Annotated in this window: 11 protein-coding genes; 8 read left to right on the plus strand and 3 right to left on the minus strand. The window is 69.7% G+C overall.

The window, feature by feature from the left end; translation table 11 throughout:
• The first annotated feature begins 226 nt into the window (after positions 1 to 226).
• A complete protein-coding gene (locus OHA11_RS14325; protein ID WP_266496109.1) occupies positions 227 to 1,012 on the plus strand; it encodes a protein phosphatase 2C domain-containing protein in 786 nt (261 codons plus the stop codon).
• Positions 1,013 to 1,235: 223 nt separating this feature from the next.
• On the opposite strand, the gene OHA11_RS14330 is transcribed toward OHA11_RS14325, so the two are convergent.
• On the minus strand, positions 1,236 to 1,742 hold the full coding sequence (locus tag OHA11_RS14330) for a MarR family winged helix-turn-helix transcriptional regulator (protein WP_266507167.1): 507 nt from the start codon (positions 1,740 to 1,742) through the stop codon (positions 1,236 to 1,238).
• A gap of 326 nt (positions 1,743 to 2,068) precedes the next feature.
• Between OHA11_RS14330 and OHA11_RS14335 the strand changes: the two genes are divergently transcribed.
• Positions 2,069 to 2,944, plus strand: coding sequence for a lysozyme (locus OHA11_RS14335; protein WP_266496111.1), 876 nt, complete (start codon positions 2,069 to 2,071; stop codon positions 2,942 to 2,944).
• A 207-nt stretch (positions 2,945 to 3,151) separates the two neighbouring features.
• Here the strand turns inward: OHA11_RS14335 and lon are convergent, their stop codons facing one another.
• On the minus strand, positions 3,152 to 5,569 hold the full coding sequence (lon, locus tag OHA11_RS14340) for an endopeptidase La (protein WP_266496112.1): 2,418 nt from the start codon (positions 5,567 to 5,569) through the stop codon (positions 3,152 to 3,154).
• 249 nt (positions 5,570 to 5,818) lie between these two features.
• Between lon and OHA11_RS14345 the strand changes: the two genes are divergently transcribed.
• From OHA11_RS14345 to OHA11_RS14360, 4 genes are all read left to right on the plus strand, one after another.
• Positions 5,819 to 6,625: a TnsA-like heteromeric transposase endonuclease subunit gene (locus OHA11_RS14345; RefSeq protein WP_266507169.1), complete on the plus strand. Its 807-nt coding sequence runs from the start codon at positions 5,819 to 5,821 to the stop codon at positions 6,623 to 6,625.
• A gap of 38 nt (positions 6,626 to 6,663) precedes the next feature.
• Positions 6,664 to 7,668: a LacI family DNA-binding transcriptional regulator gene (locus tag OHA11_RS14350; RefSeq protein ID WP_266496114.1), complete on the plus strand. Its 1,005-nt coding sequence runs from the start codon at positions 6,664 to 6,666 to the stop codon at positions 7,666 to 7,668.
• Positions 7,669 to 7,805: 137 nt separating this feature from the next.
• Entirely contained in the window at positions 7,806 to 9,113 is a 1,308-nt protein-coding gene (locus OHA11_RS14355; RefSeq protein WP_266496116.1) for an MFS transporter, read from the plus strand.
• 8 nt (positions 9,114 to 9,121) lie between these two features.
• The gene (locus OHA11_RS14360; protein ID WP_266496118.1) at positions 9,122 to 11,773 is read left to right on the plus strand and encodes a glycoside hydrolase family 3 C-terminal domain-containing protein; all 2,652 of its coding nucleotides are present in this window, start codon (positions 9,122 to 9,124) and stop codon (positions 11,771 to 11,773) included.
• A 165-nt stretch (positions 11,774 to 11,938) separates the two neighbouring features.
• Here the strand turns inward: OHA11_RS14360 and OHA11_RS14365 are convergent, their stop codons facing one another.
• Positions 11,939 to 12,829, minus strand: a complete 891-nt coding sequence (locus OHA11_RS14365) for a rhomboid-like protein (protein ID WP_323186563.1) — start codon at positions 12,827 to 12,829, stop codon at positions 11,939 to 11,941.
• Positions 12,830 to 12,996: 167 nt separating this feature from the next.
• On the opposite strand from OHA11_RS14365, the gene OHA11_RS14370 reads away from it, so the two are divergent.
• Positions 12,997 to 13,698, plus strand: coding sequence for a spermidine synthase (locus tag OHA11_RS14370; RefSeq protein ID WP_266496119.1), 702 nt, complete (start codon positions 12,997 to 12,999; stop codon positions 13,696 to 13,698).
• A 112-nt stretch (positions 13,699 to 13,810) separates the two neighbouring features.
• Positions 13,811 to 14,548 (plus strand): response regulator transcription factor, encoded by a 738-nt coding sequence (locus tag OHA11_RS14375; protein ID WP_266496121.1) that lies wholly within the window; start codon positions 13,811 to 13,813, stop codon positions 14,546 to 14,548.
• The last annotated feature ends 146 nt before the right edge of the window (positions 14,549 to 14,694 follow it).

A 14,694-nucleotide genomic window follows, 5' to 3' on the forward strand; every position in this document is an offset into this window, starting at 1 on the left:
AACATCCCCGAGGAGCGGCCCGGCAAGTCTCCGTGGCGCGTGCGACACCCTTGCGCGGCGGGCCGGTTGGACGTCCACAGCGACCGGTGGCAAGATGCGCCGCCACGCTTCAACGGAGTCGGTGATTCCCCCTCAAAGCAGGCGCCTGACCTGCCGGTCAGTGTCAATTCGCCGACGGTTGCCAGCCTTTGGCGAAGCTTGTGAAAGCCTCGTGCAGACTGGCCGAATGCGCTCGGAACTGATCTCGGTACCCGGTGACCCCGCCCGCCCCGACGAGGACTACGCATCGCTCGGCCTTCCGGCCTCCGGACAGGGCGGTTCGCTCATCGTCCTGGACGGCGTGACACCACCGTCCACCGACTACGCCTGTCTGCATTCCGTCCCTTGGTTCACGGCCCGCCTCGGCGGATCCCTGCACGAACTGTCCGTTTCGCGACGAGATCTGACGCTGACCCAGGTGCTGGAGCAGGCCATCACGCGTACCGCCGACGCCCATCGAGCCACCTGTGACCTTTCTCACCCACGCACCCCACAGGCAACCGTCGCGCTGGCCCGCTGGTCCCCGGAATCCGTCGAGTACCTGGTCCTCTCGGACTCCGCCCTCCTCGTGGAATCCCCCGCCGGCGTGGTCACCCCGCTCCTCGACGACCGCCTCTCCCGCGTCCCCCGCGCCACCCTGACCTCCCACTCCGCCACGGACGCGACCCTCCGCAACAAGGAGGGCGGCTTCTTCACGGCGGCGGCGGACCCTTCGGCGGCGGCACGCGCGGTGACGGGCACCTTCCCCCGCCCCGAGGTCCGAGCCCTGACCGCCCTGACGGACGGCGCGACCCGCTGGGTGGAAAAGTTCCGGGAGGGCGACTGGACGGACCTGTTCGCCCTGGTCCGCAAGGAGGGCGCCCAGTCCCTGATCGACCGCGTACGGGCGCTGGAACGGGCGGATACGAAGCGCGCGTTCCTGGGCCGCTCGAAACAACATGACGACGCGACGGTGGTGTACGTGGAGTTCTGAGCCGATCGACGGTGGCGTACGTAGAGCTGTGAGCCGATCGACGGTGGCGTACGTAGAGCTGTGAGCCGCTCGACGGCGACCTACGCGGGGCGGCGAGCCATTCGGGGCGGTCCGTTCAGACTTACGGCGACCTGGGCGCGCCCCTGTCCTTCAGGGGCGCGGGGAACTGCGCGACCAGCCCCCACGCACCCGCGGACAACACACAACCCTCCCCAGCCCCCCGTCACCTCTCAACCCCCCGATTCAGCCGATGCAGCAACCGAGCCAGCTCAGCCACTTCCTCCCGGTCCCAGCTGGCAAGCTCCCGCACATACCGCGCCCGCCGCGCCTCCCGTACCGCACGAAACCGCGCCCGCCCCTCCTCCGTGAGGTGCACGAGCCAGGCCCGCCCATCCGCGGGATCCGGCTCGCGGGCGACCACACCCATCTCCTCCAGGGCCCGCAGCTGCCGCGACATCGTGGCCTTGCCGACGCCGATGTAGGCGGCAAGCTCCGTGGCCCGCTGCCGGCCGAGTTCCTCCAGCCGTACGAGGAGGCCGTACGCGGAGGACTCCAGGTCGGGGTGGACCTCACGGACCATCTCACCGGAGTTGGCACGGGCACGCCGCAGCAGGACGGTCAGCTCGCGTTCCAGAGCCAGGAACTCCTGGTTCGCCCCGCCCTGGTCCACACCACTCGCCGGGGCACCGGATGCCGTCCGGTGCCCCTCGCCGTTCCCGCCCTCGTGCATGTCAGCACCCATGACCCGGTTTTCCCGATCGTGAAAGTTTCCACCAAACGCCGCCATTGCCGCAGCTGGGCCAGTATTTCGCAGGAATAGACCAACGGCAGCCTCCGGACCCTCTTCCTACCCCGCCGCCCCGCTGCGTAGCTTCGTTGGCCAGCTCCAGTGGCATGCCCACGCCATCACTCCTTCGCCACAGAGTCCGGCGGGTCAACGGTGGCCCGGCCCCACCAGCACGTACAAATACATCACCCAGTACTACCTGGTACCGCCCAGCACCACGGACCCCCACGGAGCACCACCGAGCACCACCGAGCCTTCGGAGGCACGCCATGCCCGTGCACAGACCCGGAACGGCCCAACGGTCGCGCGGCCACCACGGCCCGCACGCCCAGCGCAGGACGCGGCTCTCCGCGACAGGAATCCTGCTCGCCCTCCCCTCCCTCCTCCTCTCGCTCCTCTTCTCCCTCCCCCTCGCCGCCCCCGCCCAGGCGACCGACGACCCTCCCCGGGGCTCCGCCTACATGGGGATGGGCGTCATCCCGCACGACGGCCAGGGCGGTCTGCCGGCCGCCCGCGCCACGCAGACGGAGGGCGTGGACGTCAGCAGCCACCAGGGCAACGTCGCCTGGCCGACCCTGTGGAGCAGCGGGGTCAAGTGGGCCTATGCGAAGGCCACCGAGGGGACGTACTACACGAATCCCTACTTCGCCCAGCAGTACAACGGCTCGTACGACGTCGGGATGATCCGTGGCGCGTACCACTTCGCGACCCCCGACACGACGGGCGGTGCCACCCAGGCCAACTACTTCGTGGACCACGGAGGCGGCTGGTCCAAGGACGGCAGGACCCTGCCCGGCGCCCTGGACATCGAGTGGAACCCGTACGGCGATGCCTGCTTCGGCAAGACGCAGAGTGCGATGGTCACCTGGATCCGCGACTTCCTGAACCAGTACAAGGCCCGCACCGGCCGTGACGCCGTCATCTACACGGCCACCAGCTGGTGGACCCAGTGCACCGGCGACTACGCCGGCTTCGCCTCCGCCAACCCGCTCTGGATCGCCCGCTACGCCTCGGCGGTGGGCACACTCCCGGCGGGCTGGAGCTACTACACGATGTGGCAGTACACCTCCTCCGGCCCGACGGTCGGCGACCACAACAAGTTCAACGGGGCCCTGGACCGGGTGGTGGCGCTGGCAAATGGCTAGCGAGAACAGCGCTCCCGGCCGGGGGTCCGGGGGTTGTCCCCCGGGAAGACACAGCAGCGGGGCACTGGACCGGGTGGTGGCGCTGGCCAACGGCTGACCCGCGCACGGCAATGCCCCGCGCATCCGTACTCGGAAGACGTACGTACGCGGAAGGCCCGAGCCCCTCATGAAGAGGGACCCGGGCCTTGCGTTACCGGTGGACGTCCGTCACGCCGCCACCGGAACCTCCGTCGCCGCGCCGTTCGTCGCCGGGGCGAGCGCCAGTTCCAGGACCTGGCGGACGTCCGTGACCGCGTGGACGTCGAGCTTGTCCAGGACCTCGGCCGGGACGTCGTCCAGGTCGGGCTCGTTGCGCTTCGGGATCACGACCGTCGTGACCCCGGCCCGGTGCGCGGCGAGCAGCTTCTGCTTCACGCCGCCGATCGGGAGGACCCGGCCGGTGAGCGAGACCTCGCCCGTCATGGCCACGTCCGTGCGGACGAGGCGGCCGGACAGGAGCGAGGCGAGGGCCGTCGTCATGGTGACGCCGGCGCTCGGGCCGTCCTTCGGGACCGCGCCGGCCGGGAAGTGGATGTGCACGCCCCGGTCCTTCAGGTCGCCCACCGGCAGTTCGAGCTCGGCTCCGTGGCTCCGCAGGAAGGAGAGCGCGATCTGCGCCGACTCCTTCATGACGTCACCGAGCTGACCGGTGAGGGTCAGACCCGCCGCGCCCGTCTCCGGGTCGGCCAGCGACGCCTCCACGAAGAGGACGTCACCGCCCGCGCCCGTGACCGCGAGGCCCGTCGCCACGCCCGGCACCGCGGTGCGGCGCTCGGCCGGGTCCGTGGCGGACTCGGGCACGTGGTGCGGCCGTCCGATCAGCGCGCGCAGATCGTCGGCGCCGACCGTGAACGGCAGTTCCCGCTCGCCGAGTTCGTGCTGTGCCGCCACCTTGCGGAGCAGCCGTGCGACGGACCGCTCCAGGTTGCGGACGCCCGCCTCCCGCGTGTACTCGCCGGCCAGCTTGCGCAACGCGCTCTCGTCCAGGGTGACTTCGGCCTTCTCCAGACCGGCCCGCTCCAGCTGACGCGGCAGCAGGTGGTCCCGGGCGATGACGACCTTCTCGTCCTCGGTGTAGCCGTCGAGCCGCACGAGTTCCATACGGTCGAGCAGCGCCTCCGGGATGGCTTCGAGCACGTTCGCCGTGGCGAGGAACACCACGTCGCTCAGGTCGAGTTCGACCTCCAGGTAGTGGTCCCGGAAGGTGTGGTTCTGCGCGGGGTCGAGGACTTCGAGCAGGGCCGCGGCCGGGTCGCCGCGGTAGTCGGAGCCGACCTTGTCGATCTCGTCCAGCAGGACCACCGGGTTCATGGACCCGGCCTCTTTGATGGCCCGCACGACCCGGCCGGGCAGCGCGCCGACGTACGTACGCCGGTGGCCGCGGATCTCCGCCTCGTCCCGTACGCCGCCCAGGGCGACCCGGACGAACTTGCGGCCCATGGCGTGCGCGACGGACTCGCCGAGGCTGGTCTTGCCGACGCCGGGAGGTCCGACGAGCGCGAGCACTGCGCCGCCGCGGCGGCCGCCCACGACACCCAGACCCCGGTCGTTGCGTCGCTTGCGCACCGCCAGGTACTCGGTGATCCGCTCCTTCACGTCCTCCAGACCGGCGTGCTCGGCGTCCAGGATGGCCTTGGCGCCCTGGATGTCGTACTCGTCCTCCGTCCGCTCGTTCCACGGCAGTTCGAGCACCGTGTCGAGCCAGGTGCGGATCCAGGAGCCCTCGGGCGACTGGTCGCTGGAGCGCTCCAGCTTCTCGACCTCCTTGAGCGCGGCCTCGCGGACCTTCTCGGGAAGGTCGGCGGCCTCGACGCGGGTCCGGTAGTCGTCGGACTCCTCGCCCTCCGCCTCGCCGTTCAGCTCGCGCAGCTCCTTGCGGACGGCCTCCAGCTGGCGCCGCAGCAGGAACTCCCGCTGCTGCTTGTCCACGCCTTCCTGTACGTCCTTGGCGATGGACTCGGCGACATCCTGCTCGGCGAGGTGCTCGCGCAGCTGCTCGGTGGCGAGCTTCAGCCGGGCCACCGGGTCGGATGTCTCCAGGAGCTCGACCTTCTGGGCGGTCGTCAGGAACGGTGAGTAGCCGGAGTTGTCGGCGAGCGCGGACACGTCGTCAATGGCCTGGACGCGGTCCACGACCTGCCAGGCGGCGCGCTTCTTCAGCCAGTTGGTGGCCAGCGCCTTGTACTCCTTGACCAGTTCGGTCACGGCGCCGGGCAGCGGATCGGGCACGGTCTCCTCGACCTGGACGCCCTCCACCCACAGAGCGGCTCCGGGGCCGGTCGTACCGGCGCCGACGCGCACCCGGCCGCGGCCGCGGATCAGGGCGCCGGGGTCGCCGTCGGCGAGGCGTCCCACCTGCTCGACGGTGCCGAGCACCCCCGTGTTCGCGTACGTCCCGTCGATCCGTGGAACAAGCAGCACCCTCGGCTTGCTGGTCCCACTGGAACGCGCGGCGGCCTGTGCCGCCTCCACCGCAGCCCGTACATCGGTGTCGTTGAGGTCCAGAGGCACCACCATGCCGGGCAGCACGACCTCGTCGTCGAGCGGCAGCACGGGCAGAGTGAGCGGTGCGGATGTCAAAGCCATGATCTTCCCCTCGACAAGCAAGTTGAGCTACACCCACTCAATGCACTTGAGCCCCCTCATGTTCCCGGAAGGGTGTTCGCTATGAGCGATCATTCGCCGGTGATGCCCGGGCAGTGCGGTTCGAGGACCTGGCGCCGGTACGCACGTTCAAGTCGTACAAGGGCCAGCGGCATCTGCCGGGCCTGTGGTGGTCGTCCGCAGTGGGCGGGGCACATCGGATACGAGTCCTGGCTGGAGCGCGACCATGTGATGCTCCTGGACTCCGACCCGTCGGTGGTGGGGATCTCGTCTCAGCCGTTCTGGCTGTTCTGGTGGTCGGATGCGGACAAGGGCGTCCCGCACGCGCCGGACTACTTCGCCCGCCGCGAGAACGGCACGGCGCTGGTGGTCGACTGCCGTCCGGCTGATCGGCGCAAGCCCCGGGACGTGTTGAGGTTCGAGGCGACGCAGGCAGCCTGCGCCCAGGTTGGGCGGGAGTTCCGGCTGGTGGGGGTGCCGGACGCGATCGTTGTGCGTAATGTGCGCCGGCCGGCGGGCTACCGCCAGCCCCGCCACCGGCTGGAACCCGTGGCCTCCGAGCTGCCGGCGGCGTTCGCCGAGCCACAGCCAGTGATGGGCGAGGCCTCGGCTCTCGGGGACCCGATCAGGGTGCTGCCGGTGCTGTTCCACCTGCTGTGGTCGCACGAGCTGACGGCGGATGTGTCGGTGCCGCCGCTGCCGCACCACCGCTACGTCCGCACCCGCCACAGCGTCTGGATCGGCCCGCCGGATGCCGACCAGCCCGCCGTCAGCCTTCCCGGCCTGCCGGAAATTGCCGACGCCCAGCCGGGTGGGTGGCCTGGCGGCGCCGCTCGCCGTTCTGCCCGGCGGCGGCCAGGATCCGATCGCATGGTGCGGCAGGTAACATTCTTGGTCCATTCGTTCGTCCGCCGACAGGTCGGGCGCACGAACACTCGGGTGAACTCTCCACTCAACGCGTGCGCTGAGCTGCTCAAACTCCAGCCATCGCCCCGTACAGCCGAAGGGCGAGGCCTGGCCGAGTCGGGGCGCTCGTAGACTCGGAGGGCCGAGGGCGGAAGATCATGGGAGTTTGGGTGCCGGAGCACGAGCGACGAAGCACGAGCGCTGATGTGGCGCGTGTCGCCGGGGTCGCTCGTTCCACCGTGAGCTACGTGATGAACAACCACCCGCACCAGAAAATCTCCGAGCCCACCCGTCGGCGTGTTCTCGAGGCGGCGGAGCAACTCGGGTACCGCCCGTCCGCGGCGGCGCGAGCTTTGCGGCGTGGCCGGACGGACTTGGTGCTGTGCCTCATGCCGGACTTCCCTGTCGGCCACACCCTGGGCTCCTTTCTTCCCACGCTGTCCACCGCGTTCGGTCGGCACGGGTTCACGTTCGTGATACACCCGACCACCCCTCACGAACAGCCGCTGCGTGAGGTTTGGCAGGCCATCGCCCCAGCGGCGATCGTCAGTCTGGATGCCCTCGGGGCCGCCGACCTGGCCGACGTGCGCGATCTCGGCATTCCCGTGGCGGAGGTCGTCTACGAGCCCGTCGATGACGGCTTGGCCGGGATTACCTTGCCCAACCTGCAGTTCGGCACGGTGCAGGCGGAGTATCTGATTGCCACGGGGCACACACGAATCGGTTTCGCGTATCCGGCGGACGAGCGCCTGCGCAGGTTCGCCGAGCCACGGCTCGCAGGGGTCCGCGAGGCATGCCGAGCCGCCGGCCTCCCGGAGCCGGACGTCCGGACGGTGGCTCTGGACGTCGACTCCGCGGCATTGGCGGCCTCGGCCTGGACCGGGGCGGAGCCCTCCATCACCGCCGTCTGCGCTTACAACGACGAGACCGCGATCGGGCTGCTCGCTGCCGCCAGGTCGCTCGGCATGGCGGTGCCCACAAAGCTCGCCGTGATCGGTGTCGACGACATCCCGACGGCCGTGTTCGCGGATCCGCCCCTGACGACGGTGCGTGCCGACTTCGCCGGCTACGCCGAGCGCTTGGCGGATCTCGTCGTGGCGGCGACCAACGGCGTACCGGCAGCGGTTCCGACGCCGGCGGGGACCGTCGAGCTCATCACGCGTCACAGCGCGTAATCTCCGCGCGAGCGCGCGACCCGTAATCCCTCGTGATTTTCGACTCCCCGACCCTTGTGGGCCCGAGGGTTACTCCCGTACGGTCTCGCTACTGACTCGTGTCAGTGACACGAGTCGGTAATGAGTCGGAAACACGTGTGGCTCAGATCTCGCGATGTCCTTGTCCCGAGGAGCGTGTGCAGATGTCCCAAACCGCGCCGTACACCACCGAAACCCCTACCGAGCCCACCGAGCGCGTGGGGATGGGGTTCCTGATCATCCTGGCCTTGGCCTACATGGGGATCTTCCTGGGTCTGCTGACCCCGGTCATCGTCACAATGGCGCTCAAGCTGACCGAATTCGGCAAGGACAGCCTCTCCGGCAACCTGTCGCTCGTGCTCGGGGTCGGCGCGGTGTTCGCCCTGGTCGGCAACCCTCTCTTCGGAAAGCTGAGTGACCGGACCACCAGCCGGTTCGGCCGGCGACGGCCGTGGCTGATCGGCGGCGTGATCGGTGCGCTGATCGGGCTCGCCGTCGTCGCGACCGCGTCGAGCGTGGGCCTGCTGCTGGTGGGTTGGTCCATCACCCAGGTCTCGTTCAACGCCGCGCTTGCGGCACTGGTCGCCGTGCTGCCCGATCAAGTGCCGGTCAGTCAGCGGGGCCTCGCGTCGGCGTACCTCGGTGTGGGCATCCCGGTGGCTGCGATCGTGGGCACGTACATCGTCGCGGGGGTCGAAGGCGCGTTCCTGAAGTTTCTCGTGCCCGGGCTGATCGCCACCGTACTCATGATCCTGCTGGTCGCGGTTCTTCCGGACAAGCGGATCGCGAAGGGCAGCGTAGCGAGATACACCTTTGGCGAGTTCGCGCGCAGCTTCTACGTCAGCCCCCGCAAGGCTCCTGATTTCTCCTGGGCCTGGCTGAGCCGCTTCCTGCTCTTCATGGGCCTGTCGTTCTTGCTCACCTACCAGGTGCCCTACCTGCTGGAGCACCTCGACGTCGCGGAGAGCCAGATCGGCGACCTGGTCTTCCGCGCCACCCTCGTGCAGTCCGCGGTGCTGATCGTGGTGAGCTTCATCGCCGGCCCGGTCTCCGACCGCATGCGACGGCGCAAGGCGTTCGTCTTCGTCGCCGCAGTGATCTATGCGGTCGCCCTGGCGGTCATCGCCTTCTCCCCGGACTACGACACGTTCCTGATCGGAATGGCGATCTCCGGCGTCGGCCAAGGCATCTACATCGCTGTCGACCTGGCCCTGGTCACCGACGTGCTGCCCAGTCAGGAGACGGCGGCTCGCGACCTCGGGGTGTTCAACATCGCCAGCGCCGGCCCCCAGTCCCTCGCACCCTCTGTCGCACCTTTGTTCCTGGCGATCGGCGGGCCGGCGAACTTCGTCTCGCTCTTCAGCGCGGCAGGCATCTTCGCCGCGATCGGCGCACTGGCCATCATCCCCATCCGAAAGGTGCGGTAGCCGCGGTCATGAACAGTCACAACAACCCGAGCTGGGCCGACAGCCGAGTCGAGAAACTTGTCGGGACACTCGTCTCGGCCATGACCGTCGAGGAGAAGGTCGCCTTCGTCACCGGTGACCTCAACTTCGACTACGGCTTCTACAGCGCGCCGCTGGAGCGGCTGGGCATTCCCGCGCTGCAGATGGCGGACGGTCCCGCAGGAGTCCGGATCAACCGCGCGGATGTTCACGATGGCCGGGCCACGTCGCTGCCGGCACCGATTGCGCTGGCGGCGACCTGGGATCCTGGGCTGGCGCATCGCTTCGGCGCCGTGATCGGCGCCGAGTGCCTCGCCTCCGACCACAACGTCTCGCTCGCTCCGGCCGTCGACATCGCACGCGTACCGCTCGCCGGACGCACCTTCGAGTCCTTCGGCGAGGATCCCCTCCTGACCTCGGACATGGGCGTTGCCGTGGCACGCGGCATCCAGTCGCACCCCGTCCAGGCCTGCGCCAAGCACTTCGCCGTCAACAACCAGGAGTACCAGCGCGCCACCATCGACGCCGTCATCGACGAGCGAACCCTGATGGAGATCTACCTGCCGCCGTTCGAAGCGCTCGTTCGCGACGGCGAGGTCGCCTCGGTGATGGCCGCCTTCAACCGGATCAACGGCGACCACGCCTGCGAGAACACCGAACTGCTCAGCACGATCCTGCGCGAGCAGTTCGGTTTCCGCGGCTGGGTGATGAGCGACTACGGCGCGAACCACAGCACCGCCGCCTCCGCCAACGCGGGTCTCGACCAGGAGCAGCCGGCCGCCGGTCACTGGGGCGAGCAGTTGGCCGAGGCCGTCCGCGACGGCCGGGTGGACCCCACGGTCCTCGACACGATGGTCCGCCGCATCCTTACCCCTCTGGTCGGCCTGGGACAGCTGGACCGGCGCCCTTCCATCGCGCCGTTCCCCGTGGAGACACACCACGCGGTGGCCCTCCAGGTCGCGGAGGAGGGGACCGTGCTGCTGCGCAACAACGGCCTGCTTCCGCTCGACACCTCAGCGCTGAGCTCGATCGCGATCATCGGCCCCGACATCGACGCGGCTTCCGCACAGGGCGGCGGCAGCTCGCTGGTCAAGCCGATACATCAGGTCAGCCCGCTGAAGGCGATCCTCCATCGCCTCGGCGACGACGTTCGGGCAGACTGGGCCTACGGAACAGACGGGGTCACCCCCGCGGCGCTCCTGCCGGGACCCGACCCGTTGCCGTCGGACCTGCTGTCCCCCGACGGCGGCGCCGAGCCGGCGCAGCACGGGCTGCGTGCCCAGTACTGGACCAATCCCACGTTCTCCGGTGACCCGTTCCTGGAGCGCGTCGACCCTCAGATCGACCTCAACGTCGGATTCTTCAACTTCGAGGGCTTCAACGCCTCCTCTGCTCGGGTCGACAAGCTTCCCGGCGACCTCAACGGTCAGATCTCGGTGCGCTGGACGGGCGACCTCAGCGTGCCGGCCAGCGGCACGTACTCCCTGTCGGTCACCGCTCTGGGGACTTTCGAGCTGTCGCTCGACGACAGAGTCCTGATCAGCTCCGGCGAGCCTGTCGGTGGCGAGAGCGCCACCCGGGCAGCCGAACCGCTGTACCCCTACGGGCAGTTGACACTGCAGGGAAGTACCACCCAGCCCGAGATACACGACGTCGAGGTCCCGCTCGTCGCCGGAACGCGCTACCGGCTGCGAATGGACTACGCCGCCGGCTCACCCGAGCAGGGCTTCCTCACCGGGGCGCAGGTCCGCCTCGGCTGGCGCCCACCCGCGGGCGTCGTCTCGCCGGCCATCGCGTCGGCGGCGGCGTCGGCCGCCGCCGCCGACGTCGCCGTAGTGGTCGTTCGGGACTACGAGTCCGAACATGCCGACCGACCTCACCTGCACCTGCCGAACGGACAGGATGACCTCGTCCGCGCGGTCGTCGCCGCCAACCCGCGCACGGTGGTCGCCGTGATGACCGGCGCGCCCGTTGACATGAGCGCGTGGATCGACGAGGCAGCCGCCGTCCTCCATGCCTGGTACCCCGGGCAGGCCCAGGGTGAGGCCCTCGCACGCGTCCTCTTCGGCGACACCGAACCCGGCGGTCGGCTGCCCCTGACCTTTCCCAGAGACCTCGCCCACACCCCCGTCACGGACCCACGGCAATATCCGGGAACCGGTGGCCAGGTCGAGTATGCCGATGGCGTCTTCGTCGGCTATCAGGGTTATGCCCAGCACGGGCTGGACCCCCTGTTCCCGTTCGGGCACGGCCTCTCCTACACCACGTTCGCTTACGACGACCTCGAGATCAGTCCCGGCGGCCCAGACGACCTCGCGGATCTGACGGTGACCGTCACCAACACCGGCGCCCGTCACGGGTCGGAGGTGATCCAGGTCTACCTCGGGCGGCTACCCGCGCCCGTGCCCACGCCGCCGCGCCGACTCGCCGCCTACCGCAAGGTGCGGATCGCCCCCGGCCAATCCGAGCGGGTCCACCTCACCATCCCCGCGCGGGCAGCCTCCTACTGGGACGTCGACGCACACGACTGGGCACGAGCGAAGGGCGACATAGAGATCTTTGTCGGTGCGTCGTCCGGCGACCTGCGCCTGTCCACGACCCTCCCGCTCCGCCAGGCGGGTCTGTCCGAATACGTCCAGTGATCGAAGGCGGTCAGCGAGCGGCCGACCTCCTGGCCCCAAGCGGTCTGGAAGCTGTGCCCGATCGCGGCCGCTCGACGCGTTCACGGGCAGGCCCGTGCCGTACGAGGGGTCTCCGGGCTCCCTGCCACCGTCCTGGAGCCGACCACCCCGGAAAGGTGACGAAACTCACATAGGAACCCGCGCCTCCGCAGGCCGGTCCCGTCGGGCCCGGCGCACGAGCGGCCAGGTGGCCACCCCGATGGCCAGCGCCATCAGATGCCCCCAGTTCGTCATCGGATCCGTGAACGCGATCAGGTCGCCGAGGACCATCCAGCCGAACACACCGAGCAGGGCCCAGCGCAGCCACGGCGTCAGGAGCCCGGCCAGCGCGCCGATGCTCGCGGCGACACCGAAGCTGATGCCGTAGTCGTAGCGCTGGAGCGAACTCCCCGGGAGGTGCCCGGCGAGGACGGAGAGGCCGATGGGGACCTCGGTGGCCAGCGTCGCCAGGATGTGCCCCAGCAGGAAGACGCCCGCCGTACGCCACCCGCCGATCCGCCGCTCCAACGCGGTGAGCACCAGCAGGAAGGCGATGACGAACACCGACGTGAGGCCGCCCGCGATCCACAGCGCGCTGGCGACCAGCACGCTCACCGGGGACTGCACCAGGTGCACCACATCGGTACTGGACCCCTGGAGCACCTGGGACACCAGATGCGGGTCTCCGTACTCGGCGAAGAGAGAGGTCATCGCGAGGACGACGGCGTACCCGAAGGTGAAGGGAGTTCCGGTGGGTGTGGGCAGCAGCCGCCAGGGCCGGACGCGGCGAAGGCGCGAGGGCCGGACGCGGCGAAGGCGCGAGGGAAGGGGCAGGGATTCGGCGGGTCCGGCCGCGACGGGCGCGCTCCCGGCAGCGGCGACGTACACGCCCTCGACGGCGACGGTCCGCTGCCGCGGGATGCCGTCGAGCCCGGGGGCGGGAGCGACGTCCGGATCGACCGCGGAAGGGGTGTCCCGATCGGCTGCGGGGCCGGTGGGAGTCGTCGCCTCCGCGCCGCTCGTCACAGGGCTGTTCACCGTGGGACTCCTTCCGTCACCCCCAACCCTCGGCCCCCCGCGACCAGGCTGTCTGTGACCGGCACCACGAAACAGCCGATTCACAGCCAACCCTCATAACTCTCCTGGGCAGTGCGGCCCGGCGCAATTCAGCGGCACCCGCGGAGGGAACTTGCCAGGATGACCGCATGACCACCTCGTACGACACGCCTTACGACACCCCTTCCGGCGCTCCAGAAGTCATCGACCGTCGCGAGGGGCCGTACGGCGAGGTCGTGCTCCGGCGCCACGGCGGGCTGCTCCAGATCATCGCCAACGGCTGTTTCCTCATGGACACTTCCGACGGCCGCTCGGAGAGACGGCTGGTCGACGCCGCGCTCGGCGCGCTGGACGGACGGCCCGGTCCCGACGTACTGATCGGCGGCCTGGGCGTCGGCTTCTCGCTCGCACACGCGGCCGACGAACCGCGCTGGGGCCGGATCGCCGTCGTCGAACGGGAGACGGCGGTCATCGACTGGCACCGCTCCGGGCCGCTCGCCGAACTGTCGTCGCGTGCCCTCGCGGATCCGCGTACGGAGATCATCGCGGCCGATCTCGTCGCATACGTCAATGAGACGTCCGACACGTACGACGCGCTGTGCCTCGATATCGACAACGGCCCCGAGTGGACCGTCACGGAGGGCAACGAATCGCTCTACTCGGAGTCCGGACTCGCCGCGTGCGCAAGGGTGTTGAGGCCCGGCGGGGTACTGGCGGTGTGGTCGGCCCGACCTTCGCCTGATTTCGCAAGAACCTTGAGAAATGCCGGATTCCGACAGGTGCGTACCGAAGAGATCCCGGTTGCCCGGGGCGTTCCGGACGTCGTTCACCTCGGGATCGGGCCTGGATAGCCGAGCGGTGGTAACTGCCCGTACTCTGCTGACCTGACGCCGATCATTCAAGCGTCAAGCGCAGTCATGGAATCACCCCACTGATTCCGGAAAGCACACTCAAGGGCGGGCGATGGAGCAGACACACACCTCGCACAACGGCACGGCGGCCACGCCGGGCGCTCAGCGCCGGGTGCTGGTGGTCGAGGACGACCCGACGATCGTGGACGCCATCGCCGCCCGCCTTCGTGCCGAGGGATTCCTCGTGCAAACAGCGGGTGACGGACCGGCCGCCGTCGACACGGCCGAGGCCTGGCAGCCCGACCTGCTGATTCTCGACATCATGCTGCCCGGCTTCGACGGCCTGGAGGTCTGCCGCCGGGTGCAGGCGGCCCGTCCGGTGCCGGTACTGATGCTCACCGCGCGCGACGACGAGACGGACATGCTGGTCGGGCTCGGCGTGGGCGCCGACGACTACATGACGAAGCCGTTCTCGATGCGCGAGCTGGCGGCGCGCGTGCACGTGCTGCTGCGCCGGGTGGAGCGGGCCGCGCTGGCCGCGTCCACGCCGCGCTCCGGCATCCTGCGGCTCGGCGAGCTGGAGATCGACCACGCGCAGCGTCGGGTGCGGGTGCGCTCCGAGGACGTGCACCTCACACCCACCGAGTTCGACCTGCTGGTCTGCCTCGCGAACACGCCGCGCGCGGTGCTCTCGCGCGAGCAGCTGCTGGCCGAGGTCTGGGACTGGGCCGACGCGTCCGGCACCCGGACCGTGGACAGCCACATCAAGGCGCTGCGCCGGAAGATCGGCGCCGAGCGTATCCGTACGGTGCACGGGGTGGGCTACGCCCTGGAGACCCCGACGCCTTAGAGTCGGGCACCCTGGTTGAGGGGGCGGTGTCATGAGCGGTCTCGGTGCGTGGCGCAGGAGCGTGCTGGGCGGTGCGGGATCCCGCACGGCTCGGCACAGGCACTCCGACTCGGGCCCGGTCTCGGGCAGGCGCTCGGGGACGGGTC

It is taken from the genome of Streptomyces sp. NBC_00878 (assembly GCF_026341515.1).
Classification (GTDB): Bacteria; Actinomycetota; Actinomycetes; order Streptomycetales; family Streptomycetaceae; genus Streptomyces.

What these genes read in the sequence shown, in the direction of transcription:
- OHA11_RS14330 (WP_266507167.1), bottom strand. Translation starts at nt 1,742, where the DNA reads ATGCACGAGGGCGGGAACGGCGAGGGGCACCGGACGGCATCCGGTGCC.
- OHA11_RS14375 (WP_266496121.1), top strand. Translation starts at nt 13,811, where the DNA reads ATGGAGCAGACACACACCTCGCACAACGGCACGGCGGCCACGCCGGGC.
- OHA11_RS14335 (WP_266496111.1), top strand. Translation starts at nt 2,069, where the DNA reads ATGCCCGTGCACAGACCCGGAACGGCCCAACGGTCGCGCGGCCACCAC.
- OHA11_RS14345 (WP_266507169.1), top strand. Translation starts at nt 5,819, where the DNA reads ATGCTCCTGGACTCCGACCCGTCGGTGGTGGGGATCTCGTCTCAGCCG.
- OHA11_RS14360 (WP_266496118.1), top strand. Translation starts at nt 9,122, where the DNA reads ATGAACAGTCACAACAACCCGAGCTGGGCCGACAGCCGAGTCGAGAAA.
- OHA11_RS14325 (WP_266496109.1), top strand. Translation starts at nt 227, where the DNA reads ATGCGCTCGGAACTGATCTCGGTACCCGGTGACCCCGCCCGCCCCGAC.
- OHA11_RS14370 (WP_266496119.1), top strand. Translation starts at nt 12,997, where the DNA reads ATGACCACCTCGTACGACACGCCTTACGACACCCCTTCCGGCGCTCCA.
- lon (WP_266496112.1), bottom strand. Translation starts at nt 5,569, where the DNA reads ATGGCTTTGACATCCGCACCGCTCACTCTGCCCGTGCTGCCGCTCGAC.